This is a genomic window from Clostridium sp. AN503 (assembly GCF_040719375.1).
GTDB lineage: Bacteria > Bacillota > Clostridia > Lachnospirales > Lachnospiraceae > Brotaphodocola.
The window spans coordinates 2047666-2066719 of the sequence record NZ_JBFDTP010000002.1; the positions used below are offsets into that span (position 1 = coordinate 2047666).

Below are 19054 nucleotides of genomic sequence, written 5' to 3' on the forward strand. Positions count from 1 at the left end.
CCCCCTTCTTTTATTCCACGCCCCGTTTCAGATGTCCCCGTGTGAAATCCTCAAACGGCGCCGGAGTATCCTTCCCGTACCGGAAATGATCTGCAAATGCATCCAGGATCTCCCTAGTCTGCTGCGAGCTCTCAATCGTAAAAGCAAGGCGCAGCACAGAAGGCTTTAAGCGCTCCACGATCCGCTCCTGCCCTAAAAGAGAAAGAGGGCTGGGATTATATACCGTGTTGTAGCAGAACCGGCAGTGATTCTTTACCGGCAGTTCCTTGCCTGTCCTGTCTCTCATCCGCAGGACCTCCGGCCGTCTGGTGCAGCCCTTCGTGGTCCGCACGATACACTGGGCGGAAACCATAGCCGGAAGATAACCGTAGGCTAAAAGCTCCCATTCCATCCGGCTGCCGGGCTTTCTTTCATGGCACGAACCCTCTGAGAAAAAAGCATCCGTACCGGCTAAAAGCTCCTCCAGTTCCCGGCTGTTCTCTTCCAGCGGCAGGGTCAGGCGGGACGCGCCAAGAAGCCGCATCTCATTTGCCGCCAGATGGTTCATGGTATAAAGATTGCTGTCAAACACCTGCGGCGCCTTTGCAAGCCCTGCTTCCCGCAGAAATCCCACTTCCTCCATGGATCGGAGGACCATCTCGTCAAATCCGGCCTCTTTCAGTTCCTCAATATGTTCTGTCAGATATTGTTCTGCTTCTTTGCGGAAAATATGTGGCAGCAGCAGAGCACAACGCTTCCCTGCCGCGTGGCACTGCTTCACCGCCTCTGCCCAGGTCTCCGCCCCGAACCCTGCCGCGTCCAGATAAATCTCATCCACGTCAGGATGGGCAATGGCTGTCGGCAAAACCTCCGGTTCCTCTAAAGAGACGTGAATGCGCGGCTCCCTGCCCCATTCTGGCATTCCGGCATCCTGTACCGTATCCTCTGTCGTATCCTCTGTCATGTCCTGCGCCCTATCCCGTGCCCTATCCTCTGCCGATCCAGACACGCCTGCCTTTCTCCTGTATGGCTCAAGCACAGACTGTTCAAGCAGCTCCATCCCCTGGCGGCGCAGCTCGTTGAGCGCCTGTACCGGGACAAAACAGTTCCCCTCCAGTTTAGCCGTCAGCTCTTTAAAACAGAACGGGCTTTCCCCTGTCTTGTTGATCTGTTTTAACAGCTTCTCCTCCGTCAGCGGCTGGTTCTGCGCAGTCTGGGCCACTGCTCCCTCCACAGACGCAGCAGCCTGTCCGCCGGCCTTATGAAGCTCCAGGCGCATGGGCTGTCCCTCCCGGATGGTCACGATACCGCAGACCGGTTCCTGCTTTTTCCTGTCCACAAACTCTGCGTCCAGACGGTCAAATAATGCCTGGTTGCTTTCCCGGAACGCAGGTTTTTCCTGCAGCGCCACCATATCCCGGCCATTGTGCTGTCTGTAATACCCTTCTGTAAATCCGCCCCGGTCAAACAGCTCCAGAAGCATCTTCTTGTCCTCCGCATCCACCCGGTATCCCTTCCTGCCGCGCTCCAGATAACGGTCCACATACTTCCGGTAGATGCTCACCACACCGGCGGTATAACGGGGGCTTTTCATCCTCCCCTCGATCTTTAAAGAATACACGCCCGCCTCGATGATATCCGGCAGGATGTCCAGGGTGCACAAGTCCTTCAGATTGAGTACATACCGCTCCTTTTCTCCTGGCCTGGGTTTCTTCTCTTTGGACTGCCTGCCCCTTTCCCGCCCCGCCACATCATAGGGCAGACGGCACGGCTGGGCACAACGCCCCCGGTTGCCGCTCCTGCCTCCGATCAGGCTGCTGAGCAGACACTGGCCGGAATAACAGTAGCACAGCGCTCCATGGACAAAGCTTTCAATCTCGATATCTACCCGGTCACGGATCCTTAAAATCTCCTCCAGAGAAAGCTCGCGCGCTGTCACCACCCGGGTGACTCCCATCTCCTTTAACAGCCTGGCACTCCGATAACCAGTCACCGTCATCTGTGTGCTGGCATGGATATGCAGGTCCGGAAAATGCTCCCGGATAAAGGCGCACACCCCCAGATCCTGAACGATCACAGCATCCAGCCCCCGCTCATAGCAGGGCTTCAAAAAATCATACAGCTGGCCCAGCTCCGACTCCTTCACCAGAGTGTTTACCGTCATATAGAGCCTGCAGCCATGCAGATGCGCATAATCGATCGCTTCCAGGAAACGGTCTTCCTCCGGATTCTTTGCATAAGCGCGTGCTCCAAACCGGCTTCCTCCCATATAAACCGCATCCGCTCCAGCATTGACAGCGGCCTTCATACTCTCCATCGACCCGGCTGGCGCCAGGATTTCCACACGTGAATTCAAATCTACCTCCTGTAAAAAGTGAAAGAGAGGATATCCCCCTCAAAATGAGATTCCCCCCTGTACCTGTCGTTCCTGTCCTCAAGCTTTAACGGCGCTGCGGCTTCTTCGCCGCCACCGCTGCCGCAGCAGCCTGCAAAGCCTTCTGCTTCTCGTCCTCCGCCTTCTGCCAGTCTTCCTCCGCAGTCTGATGCTCTGCCTGATGCTTCGCCTCTGCTTCCTGTGCTGCTTCTGCCGCCTGCTGTTCTGCCTTGTGCTTCTTCTCCTGCGCTGTGTGAGCCCGCTGCTCTGCACGGTTCTTCCTATTCTCTGCCTCTGCGGCCTGCTGCTCTGCACGGTTCTTCTTATTCTCCGCATCTACAGCCTGCTGTACCGCCAGGTTCTTCTTTCCTTCTGCCGCCGCTGCCTGTTCGGCTTCCTGAAGCTTCCAACGGGTGGCCTCCAGCTCCTGCTCCAATGACTCCAGCTTCATCTGTATCGTGATCAGTTCATGCTTCAGGCTATATGCATCCTTCTCCAGCGCCGCCTTCTGCTCTGCCAGCAGATCCGCCCGCTCCTGCTCCTTGAAATAGTCGTCCGCAATATTCAGATGTATGGTCAGGTTCTGGTAATCCGCATTCATTCTGCGGAATCCGTCCTGCTTCCGGATCTTCCCAATCTTTTCATTCAGATATGCAGCCACCTTGCGGAGGTAAAACTCCTCCTCAGCTCCACCCAGGGTATATATGGTTCCATCTATCAAAACTTCCGTATAATTTTTCTGTTCCATTTCTATTGGCTCCTGATCTTTTCTTCATTCTCTGTCTTGTTGTCTGATTTTAAATACTCATAGACAGTTTACCATATCTATCGCCAATCAACAAGCCGAAAAAAGCATCATCCCTCAAAAGGAATCCCCAGATGCCGGTACGCACTCTCAGTGGCAACCCGGCCACGGGGCGTCCTGTTTATAAATCCGTTCATCAAAAGATACGGCTCGTACACATCCTCCAGCGTTCCTGCATCCTCTCCCAGCGCCGCCGCCAGAGTATCAAGACCAACCGGGCCGCCGCCGAACTTTTCTATCATCAAAAGCAGGATACTCCTGTCATTGTTGTCCAGTCCCAGCTTGTCCACATCCAGGATATCCAGTGCAAAATCCGCTACCGCCTTCGTGATCACACCGTCATATTTCACCTGCGCAAAATCCCTCACACGCTTAAGAAGACGGTTCGCCAGACGCGGCGTCCCCCTGGAGCGCCGTGCGATCTCCGCGGCTCCTGTATCTTCAATCTCCACTCCCAGCACCCGCGCCGAATGCTTCACAATGACCGCCAGCTCTTCTGTAGAATAAAACTCCAGCTTCTGCACCACACCGAAACGGTCCCGCAGAGGCGCAGTCAAAAGACCTGCCCGCGTCGTGGCTCCCACCAGAGTAAAATGCGGCAGATCCAGCCGGATAGACCGCGCCGAGGATTCCTTCCCCAACATGATATCGATCGCAAAATCCTCCATGGCAGGGTACAAAACCTCCTCCACCTGGCGGTTCAGCCGGTGGATCTCATCCACGAACAGAACATCCCCCTCCTGGAGGTTATTAAGGATCGCCGCCATCTCTCCGGGCTTCTCGATCGCCGGGCCGGAGGTGACCTTCATATGGACCCCCATCTCATTGGCTATGATACCAGACAGGGTTGTCTTGCCCAATCCCGGCGGGCCGTAAAACAGCACATGGTCCAGGGACTCCCCTCTCGCCTTGGCCGCATCGATATATACCTTCAGATTATTCTTGATCTTTTCCTGCCCGATATACTCGCTCAGCATCTGGGGGCGTAGGCTCGGCTCTATGTATTTATCCTCTTCCGTGACTTCCGTCGTTATGATCCGTCGTTCCATTCTCTGCTCCGTCGTCCTGCTTATTTTGTCTGCCTGGGATCTTCGTTAAAATGCCAGGTATTTCAGGGAACCCTTTAACACCGCTTCTGCCGACATCCCTTCTGTGATCTCCACCTGCCGTACCGCCTTCGTGGCTTCCGTCATGGAATATCCCAGAGCCACTAAAGCCTCGATCGCCTCTTTTCCGACGCCCTCCATACCGGTTGCCGCCGAAGAAGGCACTTCCGATCCGCCTGCAAAACTGCCCGGCAGAATATCCTCCATCTTGATCCGGTCTTTCAGATCCAGGATCACCCGCTTCGCCGTCTTCGGTCCAATCCCGGGCGCCCGGGAAATAGCCTTCGCATCCTCGGAAATGATGGCCATCCGCAGGTCATCCGGCTGAAGTGTGGACAGAATACCCAGCGCCGCCTTCGGTCCAATGCCGTTCACCCCAAGAAGCTGCTCAAACATCTGCTGGTCCTGGCGGCTTAAGAAGCCATACAGCGTCATGGCGTCCTCCCGTACCTGGAACGAGGTGTAGATCCGCACCTCCCCGCCGGTCCTGGGAATCCGGTCAAGCACTGACAGAGGCACATGGATATTCCATCCGATGCCCCCGGTCTCCACCACGATCCTGTCCTCTAAAATCTCTTCCAGCGTACCTTTTATATATGAAAACAAGCTGTTCATCCTCCCACAGTCCTGCCGTGAAAAAAATTCTCATCCGGCAGATTTGTCTGCCGTCATCATACCATAATCCATGTCCCATTGCAAGATGAATCGAACAAATATTCTGTTTACAGCGTTGACTTTCCAGCCGCCAGCCGCTATAATTCATGATAGAAAACCAATACAGTGATGACACAGGAGTACCCCATGATAACGATAGAAAAACGCTTAGACCTTCCCAACACCTACCCGTTAGAACGGATCGGACCGCTGGAAGAACTGCTCTTTTTTGACATTGAGACCACCGGGTTTTCCGGTGATTATTCCAATCTGTATCTGATCGGCTGTACCTATTATAAAGATGGCGGCTGGAATCTGATCCAGTGGTTTGCAGACAATGCTGCCTCGGAAGTGCAGCTTCTGGACAGCTTTTTCGATTTTCTCAAGGCCTACCGCATCCTGGTGCATTTCAACGGAGACGGGTTTGACATCCCTTATCTCTTGAAGCGCTGCCGCCACTTCGGACTGTCCTATGACTTTTCATCCGTGGAGAGCGTGGACATTTACAAAAAGATCAAGCCCTACAAAAAGTTACTGGGGCTGGAGAGCATGAAGCAAAAATCCATTGAGCAGTTTTTGGGCATATCCCGCTCGGACAAATATTCCGGCGGGCAGCTGATCGAAGTCTATCAGGATTATCTGGTGACCCGTGAGAAGTTCCTTTATGACCTTCTCATATTACATAACGAGGACGATCTAAAGGGAATGCCGGTCATACTTCCGATCCTGAACTATCCGGATCTGCTGGAGCATCCCCTGCGGTTTTTAAGTCATCAGGTGCTTGAAGAGACCGGCTTTTTCGGCGATATCCATCATCTGCTGAAACTGACCTGCGAGAGCGACTATGAAGTACCCGTACCATTTGACAGCTCCAATACACCGGTGAACTGCTCTGTGGAGGGCCGCCGGATGGAGTTCACCATCGACTTATTCGACGGCACCCTCAAACATTTTTATCCCAACTACAAGGATTACTACTATCTGGTTTATGAGGATACGGCTGTCCATAAGAGCATCGGCGAATATGTGGACAAGGACGCCCGGGTAAAAGCCACCGCCAAAACCTGCTATACCAAAAAGAACGGCTGTTTTGTGCCTCAGTTTGAACCGATCTGGGAACCGGTGATGAAGCAGGAACCCAAGGACAAGCTGTGTTACGCTGACTTAAGCGATATCTGCCTCCAGGATCCGGCCTGTTTCCAGGCATATCTGCGGCAGCTCTTAAAGCACCTGGGCGTGAAGTAACGATCCGGGACGGCCTTACATCACAATATCTGGGGATTTTTCCGGTACAGACGCGGGGAGATCCCCTTTTCCTTTTTAAACAGATCTCCGAAATAATTCCCGTCCGAAAATCCGCAGAGCTGGGCAATGTCCATCACCGGCAGATCTGTCTCCAGAAGCATCCTGGACGCCTCCTTCAGCCGCACATAGTTTAAATATTCCTTATATCCGAAACCGGTCAGTTTCTTAAATCTCCGCGAAAAATAGGAGGGAGTCATGTGAACCCGCTCCGCCACCAGTTCCAGCGTCAGAGGCTCTCTGAAATGGCTGACAGATATATCTGGCAGCATTCTGGATCTCCGTCTCCTGCGCAGCCTCCTTCACATCCTCCATCTGCGGCTGACGGCTCTCCCTGCCGCAGCGCCCCATAAAAGCCAGCAGTTCAAACAGATAGTTCTGGCTCAGCATGTCCGTGAATTCATCCCGGTTTGTCTGCTCCGCCAGGATCTTCCGGAACAGGCTCTCCACATATGCCCGACGGCCCGGTTCTACTGCACATAAGGGAGCAGAGCCAGGATGAGTCCTCCATCCGGCGCCGCACTGTGCTTCCATCCGTTCCATATAGTCTGCATGGAAACTGACTGCGATCCGCTCGCTCTCCTGCACCAGCCCATAGATCGTGTGATGGAGCGCCAGCGGCTCGATCAGGATCATATTCCCCGGCTCCATATGATAGATCGTATGGTCGAGAAACACCCGGCACCGCCCTGATACCAGGTAGTAAAGCTCATAATACCGGTGATAATGGTCCTGCGGCATCATAAAATCCGCCGGCCGCCGCCTGCGGCTGACCGTAATACCGGACCTGGCCGTCTCAAGCTCCACGCTGGATTCTGCCGTCTTCCCCTGCATCCGGCACGCAGGACACTTTTTTTCTTCCTGTTTTATCATAAGATATTCCGATCCCCTCTCCACATCCTGACCCTGTTCCCAGATTCTACCACAGTTTTCATGTTTGTGCAAATAATCAGTAGTTGCAAAGAGTTTTTTCCATTTTTTCCGTAAAATAACCGTATTTTTTATTGTATGATATCTTTCGAAGCTACATTTTCGAGGAGAATATGCCGTATTGACCGCGGCTTTATGAAAAAGGAGAACTTAGAACTCATGTCAAACCAGGCAGCACTGTCCGAAAAGGACGCCCAATTCCGTGATTTTGCACTGCACAGCAATATGTGGAGAGTCGTGTTTTACGTCTGTGTGCCTCTGGCTCTCTACCAGAGCCTGACACAGCTTTTCAAGATATTTGATTCCATGATGGCGGCGCACATCAGTGCGAATTCCGTTTCCGCCGTGGCGTACCTTTCCCAGATCAACCTCATGCTGTCCGCTCTGGGCGGCGGACTGGCCATCGGCGCCAGTTTAAAGGTCAGTGAAGCCTACGGCGCGGGGGATTTCCTCCTGGTCCAAAAACGCGTGAGCACCCTGTTTGCCATGTGCGGCATCCTGGGCGCCGGAATTTTGATCGTGCTGGTGCCATTCACCCCGCAGTTTCTGCGGTTCGCTAAAACGCCGGAAGAGTTTATCGCGGAAGGCTCACAGTACTTTATCCTGGAGCTGTTCGGCATGGTCATCAGCTTCTTTAACAACGTCTACATCGCGATCGAGCGGGCACGCGGCAACTCCAGGCGGATCCTGAACTTAAATATTGTGGTGATCGCGATCAAGCTGTCCCTGACTGCGCTCTTCGTCTATGTGCTGCACAGCGGCATCAATATGATCGCCGTGGCAACGATCGTTTCCCAGATGTCGCTTTTGATCGCCGCCATTGTAAACTTAAACCAGAAAGGCAACGCTTTTGGGTTCTCACTCTCCAGCATTTCCCTGAAAGGCCAGGTAGCAGCCCCCATGCTGTCTCTCTCCATCCCGGTCATCATTGAGAAGGTGGCTTTTGCTTTCGGCAAAGTCATCATCAATTCCATGAGCACCGTATACAGCGCCCTGACCGTCGGCGCTCTGGGTATCTCCAACAACATCGGCGGCTTTACCACCAATCCGCAAAGCGGTTTCCAGGAAGGCGGCTCCGCCATCATCAGCCAGAGCCTGGGCGCCGGACAGCCCAGGCGTGCACTGCAGGCGTTCAAATGTGTGTTCATCGTCTGTGTGGCGATCGGCGCGGTGTTTATGAGCCTGTCCCTGATCTTCCTGGATCAGATCAGCTGGCTTTTTGCAGGATCCGATGCAGAATTTGGGAAGATGATCGCATCCATCTACCGTTACGAGGCCCTGGGGGCCATCCCTCTGGGAATGAACGCTGCAGTCATGGCCCTGCTCTATGGTTTCGGAAAAACCCGCATCACCCTGTTCATCAACTTCAGCCGCGTGTTTATTTTCCGCGTGCCGGTGCTGTGGTTTTTGCAGCAGTTTACGGATTACGGCAGCATCAGCGTCGGGATCGTCATGGGCGTCAGCAATGTGTCCATCGGCGTTACCTCTGTCGTGATCGGGATCTATGAGATACGGAAAATATGTAAGGAGTACGGGATCTCGTTCTGGGGGCGGGCGTAAGGATCACTGGGTCTGGAACTCCAAAGACAGGCCCTTCAGTACGATCCGGTAAATACCCGGCGGCAGTTCCCCATACATGGACATGGGGAGTGTCATACTCTGGCTCTCGCCTTTGGGAAGAAAATACCCCAGACAGTTAAAGCCCCAGTTACCCGGCACAGTTGGGATCTCATACCAGGAACCGTCAATCTGCGCCTGAATCTCAAAAAACTCGCCAAAGCTCCAGTCCTCTCCGTTCTCATTTGCAATGATGACCACCGCATTGTTTTCCTCCCACGCATCCAGCGTCATCGTAATGCCTTCCGGCGGATCAAGAGGCGCTGCCGCAACCAGATACCGGGTATTCCATTGATCTCCCGCCTGTGTAAAGATGCGGGCGCATGGAAAACTGGTAAAGGAAGGAAGCTCTCTTTCATCTTCCCACGGTTCCTGCTCTTCCAGACGTTCAAAATCAAAATCGAAACGGTACACTGCCCCGTCCTGTGCGATCCAGTATCCATTGGACCAGGCCGCAAGAATACTCCAGCCATCTTCCCGTCCAATCTCGATGCCATAGACCGGCAGTGTAACATCATCAACTGTCCAGTCCGCTGCCCTTTCTGCATCCACTCCATTGAAAGCATCCAGGATCTTCTGTTCTGTTTTGCTGTCGTAGATAGCGGAACTTTTCACCGTTTTCCCGTCAAAAGTAAAAAGAGTCATTGCGCTGGTCTCAGGGGATGCCTGCGCCAAAAGACTGTCCTCCGAGGTCCGGACTGCCGATGTGGCAAAATCCAGTACTGCTGACTGGGTCGTCCCCGGGTATGGCACTCCTTCTGTCATGGCTTTCTCTTCTGGTTCACTGTGCTCTTCCTGTATGAAAGATTCTGAGGCTGCCGGGGTGTCCGGAATGTTTTCCCCTGTATCCCGCTGCGTTTTGCTGCATCCAGTCATGATGACCACCAGAACCAGTGCTGTGATCATTGTGATCTTTCTTCTGTTCATTCTAATCTCCTTTTGTCTGCCAGATGAAACCTTATAATCCCTGTTCTGAATCATCTGAAAACCCGATGTCTCTTATCCTGTCCGCGGCCAAGCTCACTTAATAAAGCCACCGTGATATCTTTCGCAATGACTGAAGCTTTGGCGCAGTTTTCTTCGAAATGATCGGCCCCACTGTGCGAGGCGGTATCCGTAACACATCGGATTGCCAGAAACGGTACCCGGTTCACATAGCACACATGGGCAATACTCGCCGTCTCCATGTCCACTGTCAGAGGCATAAATTCGTCATTGATTTTGTCCCGCCCCTCATCGGTTATAAAGGATTCCCCCGTGACCATCCGTCCCCAGAACACATCCCCCGCCGGTTCTATCCTGTCGACTGCGGCCTTTGACTGTTCTATCAATTCAGGGTCTGCTTTAAAAAACACTGATTTCATCCATGGGTGGAATTCGGTTAAAATATCGGCCGCAACATCATGGTAACAGACTTCTGTCGAAATCACCGTATCAAATATTTTAAGATCAGGATTCATTCCGCCTGCCGTTCCTGAATTAAGCATGATATCTACACCATATACATCGACCAGGATTTGCGCCGCGATCGCAGCGTTTACCTTACATACTCCAGAATATAGTACAACAACCCTGGTATCCTGGATCTGTCCCTCATAGAACTTTAACATGGCCCGTTCCGTTATTTTGCAATTGGTTATGGTTGGTAAAAAAGGGGCTGATTCTTCATCACCTGCACATATAATTCCGACTTTCATGTTTGTCACCTCCTGCTTTTGCCATCTATATTCCTGTTTTCCATTAACCCGCAGTATACGAAAACCACCCGCATCAGAGATCCAACGCGATCTCAACTGCACGTTTTGCATGGATCAGAGTTGTATCAAAAACAGGCAGGGAGGAATCCGGCTGTTGGATCAAAAGACCAATCTCTGTACACCCTAAAATAACCCCTTCTGCGCCCTTATGAGCTAAACTGTCAATGATATTCTGAAATTTCCGGCGGGATTCCTCCCGGATCTCTCCTACGCAGAGTTCCCGGAAAATAATATCATTCACAACATCAATCTGTTCCCCATCCGGAATCACCACATCGATGCCTTTATCGATGAGTTTTTGCTTATAAAAATCCTGTGTCATTGTATATTTTGTTCCCAACAATCCGACTTTCCGAATCTGACATTTTTCCAGTTCCTGTGCCGTGGCATCAGCTATATGTATGACAGGAATCTGTATCATAGATTCAATCTGTGGAGCTACTTTGTGCATTGTATTCGTGCAGATCAAGATAAAATCTGCACCTGCCGCTTCCAGGCCTTTTGCCGCTTTCCCCAGAATATCTCCACTCTTTTCCCAATCGCCGTTTGACTGACATTTTTCTATCTCATCAAATTCCACACTATAAAGAATAATCCTGGCGGAATGAAGCCCTCCAAGACGTTTTTTCACTTCTTCATTGATAATCTGGTAGTAGGAAACGGTACTCTCCCAACTCATCCCACCGATTAACCCAATTGTTTTCATGTTCATACCCCTATCTATTTTGATTTTTCTCTTCTGCAGGCGAAGCGCTGCCTATTTCTTTAAGCCACCGCATCTTCTGAAACAGTCTACTGATCCTGCTTCCACTCCTGCCCTTTCACATAATCAATCACATCTTCCAGAGAATCCAGAACAGCCTCTGTCTTGTCCAGATAACCCTGTTCCGGGAGCTTTATATCCGGGATACAGATAACCGGGATGTTTGCAGAAAAACCAGCCTGGATCCCGGCTTCACTGTCCTCTAAGATCAGGCAGTGTTCCGGTTTCTCCGAAACCTTAATGCAAGCTTTTAAAAATATCTCCGGGTCCGGTTTGCTCTTTTCCACTTCATCGCCAAACACAAATCCATCGAAATCCCCAACGATTCCATGCTGTTCTAATATTTTCAGAGCACGGTCTTTTGTACTTGACGATGCGACAACGGTCTTGTAATGGCAGGCTCTCAAATATGAAAGTAATTCCTTTGCGCCTTTTTTTAGCGCAACGCCCTGATCCAGAAAGCCCTTCTCTATGATTTCCGCCAGCTCCAGACCGCCCTCCATAGACAACGGCAGCTGGTATGTCCGGATCAGCTTCTGCATATTCGCGATCCCGGTCTTGCCGCTGTAATTCTGAGCATATTCGTCCATTGAGAATCCATGTCCGTATCGGTCCAGTATTTCCTGAAAAATTTTATAAGATATGATCTCACTGTCGATCAGCAAGCCGTCCAAATCAAATATCACTGCCTTGATCATCTGTTTTCTCCTTTTCGCCTGGATATCGGAATTCCATTTTAATTCATTGTATCACAAAAGACAGAAAAAAGCACCCGGACCACAATGATAATACCTCATGATTCGGATGCTTTTCATTCATCTTAAATTATCTTACTCTCTCACGATCATGGCTTCCCGGTCCGCCCCGGTCCCGATAAATTTTACCGGAATACCGATATACTCCTCAATAAAGCGGATGTATTCTTTGGCCTGCTCCGGTAACTCCTCAAAGCTCTTACAGGATTCCAGCTCGCCAAAGTCGCCGTCAAACTCCCTGTATACCGGCTTCGCGCTGTTTAAGAAATCCAGGTTGGTAGAGAAATCCTCCGTCACAGTCCCGTTGCAGTCATAAGCAACACAGACTTTGATCTTGTCAAACTTGCCGATCGTATCGAGATGGTTCACGGATAAAGCCGTCAGACCATTGATGCGCTTTGCATATTTTAAGGTCACCAGATCCAGCCAGCCGCATCTGCGCGGTCTGCCCGTGGTGGTGCCGTACTCATGTCCCAGTTCCCGGATCTTGTCGCCGGTCTCGTCAAGCAGCTCTGTCACATAGGGGCCGGCTCCTACACGGCTGGAATACGCCTTGATCACCCCGTATACATTCCCGATATTGCTGGCACTTAAACCGGTCCCGGTGATAATGCCGCCAATGGTCGGATTAGAGGAGGTCACAAAGGGATAGGAACCGAAATCAATATCCAGAAGCGTTGCCTGAGCGCCCTCGACCACAACCTTTTTATCTTCCTCCAGCGCTCTGTGCAGATACGTGATCGTGTCGCACACATATGGCCTGATCTGCTCTGCATAAGCGGTGTAATCGGCAAATACCTTTTCAAAATCCAGTTTCTCATCAATAGCCGTATCCGCCGGGTCGTAGAACTTGAGAAGGGCTCTGCGGTTCTCCACCAGCTCTTTTAACTTCTCCTTAAAATTCGGTGCATACAGATCCTCGGTCCGCAGCCCGCAACGCTCGTACTTGTCACAGTAGGCCGGGCCAATCCCCTTGCCGGTAGTACCGATCTTGGATGCGGCTCTCGCTTTTTCAAGGGCTACGTCCATCAATCTGTGGTAAGGCAGGATAATATGCGCCTTGTCACTGATCTTTAAATTATGCTCCACATCATACCCGTGGGCTTTTAAGTTCTCAATCTCTGCCATAAGGACTTCCGGGTTCAGCACCACGCCGTTCCCGATTATGCCGATGGTATGGCCGGACAGGATTCCAGATGGGATTAAGTGCATGGCGTACTTAACACCGTCTACCTTGATCGTGTGTCCCGCATTGTCACCGCCCGTAGCCCGGACTGCGATATCTGCATGGACCGCAAGATAGTCGATCACCTTTCCTTTTCCCTCATCACCATAGAAGCAACCTAATACCACATCAACTTTTGACATAATCAGTCTCCTTTGTCAGTTTTGAGAACACCTTTATGTTTCTATACCTGCATATCCATAAATGCTCTCATTTTTCACAACATTAACAGTATATAAGATAATCCTGCTAAAATCAATATGCAATGGAAAAGACTGACGGATTTTTTCTAATCGGTCCCCTGTTTTTATAAGTATATCTTATTAATATTGATTTCTAAATAGATATATTGGATCATCTGCACTGACACCCCCAGCAAAAACCATAGATTTCTTCCTCTCATCACCGGATTTCACTCAAGAATCTCTGTGATCTCCTGTATAGATGCACCGGTCTCTTTCGCAATATCCGCTTTCGAAAGGCCTTCCATCGAAAGTTTCATCACCCTTTTTGTCAATGCAATTCCTTTAGTCTTGCCCTCTGCCACCCCTTCTTCTCGCCCTTCCTCTTTCGCATACACCATCTCTTCCCACTTCTGCATATATCTCACCCCGATCTCCTCGCTGGTCTTGATTCTGCGGATTCGTTCGTGAAGCTCTTTAATACGCTCACTCTCACAATCTGCTGCCACTTCATCCGTTGTTTTTTCAAAATAATGCAGCAGCTCTACCAGTTCCGGATTCACATCCTGTGGATTCTCGCCTTTTGTGTTTAGAAAGATTCGGGTCACCCCGTCTTCCAGCCACATATCTTCCTCTTTGCATTTCATTTGAAATGTGTAGCGGTAGCGTTTTTTTCCAAAGAGATCAAAGGGCGCTATCATAATCTGATACGTGTCCTGCATCTGATTGAAGTTCACATCCCCCGGCTCCAGTAAAGAGCTGTCGATCAGGGCCTGGTAAAACCGGCCTCGCCGTACCAGATTCCCGGTATTTTCGCGCTGTACCTCTGTATTGTACAACTGGTCCTCCTCATCAAATGCCATCACATCCAGCCTGACCGAACGCAGCCATGGCACCGTGCGCAGCTCCTTTTCCACTTGTGTCGGATCAACAAGTGCCATCTCTCGTCCCAGGATAATCTCCAGCACTTTCTGCATGATCCATGTATCTTCCATGGCGCAGGCAAACAAGAAACGATCCAGCAGAGTCAATTCTGATAATGGTTTCATGTCACATTTCTCCTTTCATTATATGCAATTTTTCACTTTACTTCAAGTTAAAAACAACTTGAGTTTCCGCCTGCCACCGCTGTAAAATGCGGAAACTCAAGAAAAACAAAACTTCACCATCATTTAGGCCATCACCATATCGATCACCTGCCATTCGTTCAATTTCCATAATTGGATCATGGGAAGAATATCCCTTGACTGTCACAGCCTGAAAGTCTGTGAGAATCGTAAAAACAGTTTATCACATTTAGAGCTGACGGACAATCCCTAAAAACTGCATTTTCTCAAAATCAATAATATTTAAAAACAGGATTCCCCCGTACCCTGGTAATGTTCGGGAAAATCCTGTTTTCAATATTTTATCAAGAACATGCAGCTTTACACAGTAATTTCAGCCGTCATCCCCAGAATATCCTGATTCTCATCCAGAACCGGCTGCACCACCTCGTATAAGAACTCCTCCACCTGCTGCGGCGCACGTCCCACATAACGGGACGGCTCCATACAGGACTCAAGCTCCTCAAGACTCAGTCCAAATGCCGGATCTGCTGCGATCAGCTCCAGAAGGTTATTATCCAGCCCCTTCTCCTTCACATTTCTGCCAGCCTCCATGGAAAGCTGGCGGATGCGCTCATGCAGCTCCTGACGGTCACCGCCGGCCTTTACTGCATCCATCATGATGTTCTCAGTAGCCATAAACGGCAGCTCCGCCATAAAATGCTTCTCGATCACCTTTGGATATACCACAAGGCCGTCCACCACATTGAGATACAGATCCAGAATCCCATCGACAGCAAGGAATCCCTCCGGAATACTTAAACGCTTGTTGGCGGAATCATCCAGAGTGCGCTCAAACCACTGGGTGGATGCCACTAACATCGGGTTCATCACATCACTCATCACATAGTTGGACAGGGAGGCAATGCGCTCTGAACGCATCGGGTTCCTCTTATAAGCCATAGCGGAGGAACCGATCTGGTTCTTCTCAAATGGCTCTTCCACTTCCTTTAAATGCTGGAGCAGACGGATATCGTTGGAAAACTTGTGGGCGCTCTGGGCAATACCAGCCAGCACGTTCAGCACACGGGTATCCACCTTCCGGGAATAGGTCTGTCCTGATACCGGATAGCAGGCAGAAAAGCCCATCTTTTCCGCTATCATCTGATCCGCTTTACGGCACTTCTCGTGGTCTCCCTCAAACAGCTCCAAAAAGCTTGCCTGGGTACCGGTAGTTCCCTTGGAACCCAGAAGCTTCATGGTATCCAGCACATGATCCAGATCCTCCAGATCCAGTAAAAGCTCATTGAGCCAAAGCGTCGCGCGCTTGCCAACAGTCGTGGGCTGGGCAGGCTGGAAATGGGTAAATGCAAGGGTCGGCTGGTTCTTGTATCTGTCGGCGAACTTTGCAAGCTCTGCCATCACATTGATAAGCTTTTTACGGACCAGCCTTAAGCCCTCGGTCATAATAATGATGTCCGTATTATCTCCTACGTAGCAGGAGGTTGCTCCCAGGTGGATGATGCCTTTCGCATTCGGACACTGCTGTCCATAAGCGTATACATGGGACATTACATCGTGGCGCACCAGCTTCTCCCGCTCTTTCGCTACTTCATAATTGATGTCGCCGGCATTAGCCTTCAGCTCATCAATCTGCTCCTGGGTGATGGGCAGTCCCAGCTCCATCTCGGTCTCAGCCAGTGCAACCCAGAGCTTCCTCCAGGTCTTAAACTTTTTATCCGGAGAAAAAATGTACTGCATCTCACGGCTGGCATAGCGCTCTGACAACGGGCTCTGATATCTGTCGTTCATAAAAACCTCCATTTTATTCAATCCCAAGACGGCGGAATACTTCATTATATGCATCCTCAACATTGCCCAGATCTCTCCGGAAACGGTCTTTGTCCAGTTTCTCATGGGTTTCTTTATCCCACAGACGGCAGGTATCCGGAGACACCTCGTCCGCCAGAATGATGGTGCCGTCTGCCAGTCTGCCGAACTCAATCTTAAAATCGATCAGGTCGATGCCAAGGCTCCCAAAATACTCCTGCATCACATCGTTTACGATAAATGCGTATCTGGTGATGGTATCGATCTCCTCCTGGGTAGCCAACCCCAGCGCCAGGGCATAATAGCTGTTGATGAACGGGTCATGCAGATCGTCGTTCTTGTAGCTGAACTCCAGAGTCGGGCAATTGAACTTCACGCCTTCCTCCATGCCCATCTTCTTTGCGAAGCTCCCTGCAGAGTAGTTACGTATAATGACCTCAAGCGGAACGATCTCCACCTTCTTCACTGCGGTCTCGCGATCGTTCAGCTCCTCCACCAGATGAGTCGGCACGCCCTTCTTCTCCAGCAGTTTGAAAATATGATTGGTCATACGGTTATTGATAGCGCCCTTTCCGACGATCGTGCCTTTTTTCAGGCCGTCAAATGCGGTCGCGTCATCCTTATAGGAAACGATCAATACGCTCGGGTCATCCGTTGTAAAAACCTTTTTTGCCTTGCCTTCGTACAGTAACTCTCTTTTCTCCATGGGATCCACCTGTCCTTCTCGGTAATTTATCGTAACAGTCCAGACAAGCCATGCAGGAAGATGCCCTGCCTGAATCGTTACAATTATAAGTTTCAGATATAAAAGAATGCTAGTTCAGAAGGAATTATAATACAGCATATGGAGAATTGCAATAAAATTTTTCATTTGCTTCGATCCGTTAATACGGTTCAGAAGGCTGGACTTCCTGCTTCTGGTGATAAAACTGAATTTCCAGACTGTCCGGATTCAATCTGATACCATAGACGTCCTGTACTTTTTCCTGTTGCAGTACCTCTTCCCTGGATGCCGCGCCGTACTGCTCCTCTTCTCCCGGTCCCGGCTTCACCCATTCCACACAACGGGACTCCTCACGGTGCAGAAGGCGGATGTTCGACCCGAAGGACGCCCAAAGCTGCCTGGCTCCCACAGCCAGCTCCAGACACAGAATGACCGTAAGGGCAGTTCTCAGCCGTTTTATCTTTTTGTATGTAGAGCGCTTTTCTGCAGCTTCTCTTATGCGCAGCCTCCTCCACCGTCTGTCACCTGGCCGCCAGCGGTAATCCATCACAGGCATCCGCCTCCTCCCTTGCTTCCGTTCATAAGAAAATGATACCACAGCCCAGTTCCCCACACCAGAAAAATCTGCAAAAAAATTGGGCAGGAAGCATTGCACTTCCCACCCAATTTCTTTTGATCCCTCAAATCCGCTCCTACCGGCTCTCGTCGGCTGCTGCGGAGGTTGTTTCTCCGGTCAGATCGTCTACGCCCTTTTCCACATCATCCATAAGGCCGTCGATCACGCCGGTGCTGCTCTCCTCACCGCCGTTTGCCCCGGTGTTTCCGGTGCCGCCGCTTTCGCTGTTCATCCCGGCTCCGCCGGACTCTCCCGACGCTCCGGAACTATTCTGGCCCGCAGCACTGGAACCGCTCTGGCTGGTGGAGGACTGGGTCGTCTGGCTGCCGGACGTGCCCTTGTTTGCATTATCCTTATTACTACAGCCTGCAAGACCAGCCACCATCAATGACAGCAGCAGGATACAAAATGACATTCTGATTTTTTTCATAATCATATTCTCCTTTCACTTGTTGTCTTTAGTATGTGACCGGAGAATCATTTTTATGAGGAAATCGAAGCGCCATTCCCGCCAATATCTGCCATCAATCCCGTTTTTTTCCAGACAGCATATCATAAGGGCCTGCCGGCATATTCTGCCGGCTGCCAGTTATCGCCGGCCGCAGCTTACGACGCTGCGTCGATCACGTCTGCCATATCATAAAGCCCGGCTTCTTTTCCTGCCAGAAATACTGCCGCCTCCAGCGCGCCTTTTGCAAAAATGGCTTTGGAATAAGCCGTATGGGTAAAGGTAATCACTTCGTCCCTGCCTGCAAAGATCACCTCATGCTCGCCCACGATAGAACCGCCCCGAACCGCCAAAATCCCGATCTCCTTCGGATCCCGCTTCACCCGCTCTGTGCTGCGGTCGTATTTATAATGGTACTGCTCCTCCATGGCTTCATTGATGGAATCCGCCAGAGCAAGCGCCGTTCCGCTGGGGGCGTCCACCTTCTGGTTATGATGCTTCTCAACGATCTCAACATCAAAACCGGCGCCCGCCAAAACCCTGGCAGCATCCTTTAAAAGCTTCAGAAGCGTATTGATCCCCAGGGACATGTTTGCAGAGCGGAGCACCGCCGTGTGCTCTGCCGTCTTCTGAATCTTTTTTACCTGGTCTTCGGAAAGTCCCGTGGTACATAAAACCAGCGGCATTTTCCTCTCCTCACAATAGTCCAGCAGATGATCCACCGCTTTTGCAGAAGCAAAGTCCACGATCACATCCGCCTCCACGCTGCACTCCTCCAGGGCTGCGAACTGCGGATAATCCGACTCTGCAAGAGGGCTTAAATCGATGCCCGCCACAACCTCAATGCCTTCCATATCCCTGGCCATTGCCGAAATCGTCCTGCCCATGGCGCCGTTACAGCCATGCATGATCATTCTTACCATGTTGTAATCCCTCCTGTC

The 19054-nt window shown here is 51.0% G+C and carries 19 protein-coding genes; 2 read left to right on the forward strand and 17 right to left on the reverse strand.

Going from position 1 to position 19054, the window contains the following annotated elements:
- Positions 1–10: 10 nt before the first annotated feature.
- From AB1I67_RS16805 to ruvA, 4 genes are all read right to left on the reverse strand, one after another.
- Positions 11–2335 (reverse strand): DUF3656 domain-containing protein, encoded by a 2325-nt coding sequence (locus tag AB1I67_RS16805; protein ID WP_367031091.1) that lies wholly within the window; start codon positions 2333–2335, stop codon positions 11–13.
- Positions 2336–2420: 85 nt separating this feature from the next.
- Positions 2421–3101 (reverse strand): cell division protein ZapA, encoded by a 681-nt coding sequence (locus tag AB1I67_RS16810; protein ID WP_367031093.1) that lies wholly within the window; start codon positions 3099–3101, stop codon positions 2421–2423.
- A 107-nt stretch (positions 3102–3208) separates the two neighbouring features.
- Positions 3209–4207, reverse strand: coding sequence for a Holliday junction branch migration DNA helicase RuvB (gene ruvB, locus AB1I67_RS16815; protein ID WP_367031094.1), 999 nt, complete (start codon positions 4205–4207; stop codon positions 3209–3211).
- A gap of 45 nt (positions 4208–4252) precedes the next feature.
- A complete protein-coding gene (gene ruvA, locus AB1I67_RS16820; RefSeq protein WP_367031095.1) occupies positions 4253–4870 on the reverse strand; it encodes a Holliday junction branch migration protein RuvA in 618 nt (205 codons plus the stop codon).
- Between the two features lie 195 nt (positions 4871–5065).
- Here ruvA and AB1I67_RS16825 point away from each other — a divergent pair, with 195 nt between their 5' ends.
- Complete coding sequence (locus AB1I67_RS16825; protein WP_367031096.1) at positions 5066–6163, forward strand: ribonuclease H-like domain-containing protein; 1098 nt, start codon at positions 5066–5068, stop codon at positions 6161–6163.
- Positions 6164–6183: 20 nt separating this feature from the next.
- Here AB1I67_RS16825 and AB1I67_RS16830 read toward each other — a convergent pair whose 3' ends face one another.
- Together AB1I67_RS16830 and AB1I67_RS16835 are read right to left on the reverse strand one after the other, a co-directional pair.
- A complete protein-coding gene (locus AB1I67_RS16830; RefSeq protein WP_367031097.1) occupies positions 6184–6420 on the reverse strand; it encodes a helix-turn-helix transcriptional regulator in 237 nt (78 codons plus the stop codon).
- Positions 6389–7093: an AraC family ligand binding domain-containing protein gene (locus AB1I67_RS16835; RefSeq protein ID WP_367031098.1), complete on the reverse strand. Its 705-nt coding sequence runs from the start codon at positions 7091–7093 to the stop codon at positions 6389–6391. The genes AB1I67_RS16830 and AB1I67_RS16835 overlap by 32 nt, the downstream gene beginning before the upstream one ends.
- Before the next feature lie 216 nt (positions 7094–7309).
- On the opposite strand from AB1I67_RS16835, the gene AB1I67_RS16840 reads away from it, so the two are divergent.
- On the forward strand, positions 7310–8710 hold the full coding sequence (locus tag AB1I67_RS16840) for an MATE family efflux transporter (protein ID WP_367031099.1): 1401 nt from the start codon (positions 7310–7312) through the stop codon (positions 8708–8710).
- Between the two features lie 3 nt (positions 8711–8713).
- Here AB1I67_RS16840 and AB1I67_RS16845 read toward each other — a convergent pair whose 3' ends face one another.
- The 11 genes from AB1I67_RS16845 to dapB form a co-directional block, all read right to left on the reverse strand.
- The gene (locus AB1I67_RS16845; RefSeq protein WP_367031100.1) at positions 8714–9694 is read right to left on the reverse strand and encodes an immunoglobulin-like domain-containing protein; all 981 of its coding nucleotides are present in this window, start codon (positions 9692–9694) and stop codon (positions 8714–8716) included.
- A gap of 50 nt (positions 9695–9744) precedes the next feature.
- Positions 9745–10464 carry a 5'-methylthioadenosine/adenosylhomocysteine nucleosidase gene (locus AB1I67_RS16850; RefSeq protein ID WP_367031101.1) on the reverse strand — a complete coding sequence of 240 codons (720 nt, stop codon included), beginning with the start codon at positions 10462–10464 and terminating at the stop codon, positions 9745–9747.
- 73 nt (positions 10465–10537) lie between these two features.
- Complete coding sequence (locus AB1I67_RS16855; RefSeq protein WP_367031103.1) at positions 10538–11230, reverse strand: aspartate/glutamate racemase family protein; 693 nt, start codon at positions 11228–11230, stop codon at positions 10538–10540.
- 86 nt (positions 11231–11316) lie between these two features.
- Positions 11317–11985: an HAD family phosphatase gene (locus AB1I67_RS16860; protein ID WP_367031105.1), complete on the reverse strand. Its 669-nt coding sequence runs from the start codon at positions 11983–11985 to the stop codon at positions 11317–11319.
- Between the two features lie 132 nt (positions 11986–12117).
- A complete protein-coding gene (locus tag AB1I67_RS16865) occupies positions 12118–13410 on the reverse strand; it encodes an adenylosuccinate synthase (RefSeq protein WP_367031106.1) in 1293 nt (430 codons plus the stop codon).
- A 269-nt stretch (positions 13411–13679) separates the two neighbouring features.
- Entirely contained in the window at positions 13680–14498 is an 819-nt protein-coding gene (locus AB1I67_RS16870; RefSeq protein ID WP_367031108.1) for an Rpn family recombination-promoting nuclease/putative transposase, read from the reverse strand.
- A 378-nt stretch (positions 14499–14876) separates the two neighbouring features.
- Positions 14877–16307 (reverse strand): adenylosuccinate lyase, encoded by a 1431-nt coding sequence (gene purB / locus AB1I67_RS16875; protein ID WP_367031109.1) that lies wholly within the window; start codon positions 16305–16307, stop codon positions 14877–14879.
- Between the two features lie 13 nt (positions 16308–16320).
- Complete coding sequence (gene purC, locus AB1I67_RS16880; RefSeq protein ID WP_367031110.1) at positions 16321–17031, reverse strand: phosphoribosylaminoimidazolesuccinocarboxamide synthase; 711 nt, start codon at positions 17029–17031, stop codon at positions 16321–16323.
- A 178-nt stretch (positions 17032–17209) separates the two neighbouring features.
- The gene (locus tag AB1I67_RS16885) at positions 17210–17596 is read right to left on the reverse strand and encodes a hypothetical protein (RefSeq protein WP_367031111.1); all 387 of its coding nucleotides are present in this window, start codon (positions 17594–17596) and stop codon (positions 17210–17212) included.
- Positions 17597–17741: 145 nt separating this feature from the next.
- A complete protein-coding gene (locus AB1I67_RS16890; RefSeq protein ID WP_367031112.1) occupies positions 17742–18095 on the reverse strand; it encodes a hypothetical protein in 354 nt (117 codons plus the stop codon).
- 176 nt (positions 18096–18271) lie between these two features.
- The gene (dapB, locus tag AB1I67_RS16895) at positions 18272–19036 is read right to left on the reverse strand and encodes a 4-hydroxy-tetrahydrodipicolinate reductase (RefSeq protein WP_367031113.1); all 765 of its coding nucleotides are present in this window, start codon (positions 19034–19036) and stop codon (positions 18272–18274) included.
- Between the last annotated feature and the right edge of the window lie 18 nt (positions 19037–19054).

Bases quoted from the DNA above. Each gene is read 5' to 3' on its own strand.
- purB (WP_367031109.1), bottom strand. From the start codon at position 16,307: ATGAACGACAGATATCAGAGCCCGTTGTCAGAGCGCTATGCCAGCCGT.
- AB1I67_RS16850 (WP_367031101.1), bottom strand. From the start codon at position 10,464: ATGAAAGTCGGAATTATATGTGCAGGTGATGAAGAATCAGCCCCTTTT.
- AB1I67_RS16845 (WP_367031100.1), bottom strand. From the start codon at position 9,694: ATGAACAGAAGAAAGATCACAATGATCACAGCACTGGTTCTGGTGGTC.
- AB1I67_RS16835 (WP_367031098.1), bottom strand. From the start codon at position 7,093: ATGATAAAACAGGAAGAAAAAAAGTGTCCTGCGTGCCGGATGCAGGGG.
- AB1I67_RS16890 (WP_367031112.1), bottom strand. From the start codon at position 18,095: ATGAAAAAAATCAGAATGTCATTTTGTATCCTGCTGCTGTCATTGATG.
- AB1I67_RS16855 (WP_367031103.1), bottom strand. From the start codon at position 11,230: ATGAAAACAATTGGGTTAATCGGTGGGATGAGTTGGGAGAGTACCGTT.
- AB1I67_RS16840 (WP_367031099.1), top strand. From the start codon at position 7,310: ATGTCAAACCAGGCAGCACTGTCCGAAAAGGACGCCCAATTCCGTGAT.
- AB1I67_RS16865 (WP_367031106.1), bottom strand. From the start codon at position 13,410: ATGTCAAAAGTTGATGTGGTATTAGGTTGCTTCTATGGTGATGAGGGA.
- AB1I67_RS16810 (WP_367031093.1), bottom strand. From the start codon at position 3,101: ATGGAACAGAAAAATTATACGGAAGTTTTGATAGATGGAACCATATAT.
- AB1I67_RS16870 (WP_367031108.1), bottom strand. From the start codon at position 14,498: ATGAAACCATTATCAGAATTGACTCTGCTGGATCGTTTCTTGTTTGCC.
- AB1I67_RS16860 (WP_367031105.1), bottom strand. From the start codon at position 11,985: ATGATCAAGGCAGTGATATTTGATTTGGACGGCTTGCTGATCGACAGT.
- ruvB (WP_367031094.1), bottom strand. From the start codon at position 4,207: ATGGAACGACGGATCATAACGACGGAAGTCACGGAAGAGGATAAATAC.
- AB1I67_RS16830 (WP_367031097.1), bottom strand. From the start codon at position 6,420: ATGACTCCCTCCTATTTTTCGCGGAGATTTAAGAAACTGACCGGTTTC.
- AB1I67_RS16825 (WP_367031096.1), top strand. From the start codon at position 5,066: ATGATAACGATAGAAAAACGCTTAGACCTTCCCAACACCTACCCGTTA.
- AB1I67_RS16885 (WP_367031111.1), bottom strand. From the start codon at position 17,596: ATGGATTACCGCTGGCGGCCAGGTGACAGACGGTGGAGGAGGCTGCGC.
- dapB (WP_367031113.1), bottom strand. From the start codon at position 19,036: ATGGTAAGAATGATCATGCATGGCTGTAACGGCGCCATGGGCAGGACG.
- purC (WP_367031110.1), bottom strand. From the start codon at position 17,031: ATGGAGAAAAGAGAGTTACTGTACGAAGGCAAGGCAAAAAAGGTTTTT.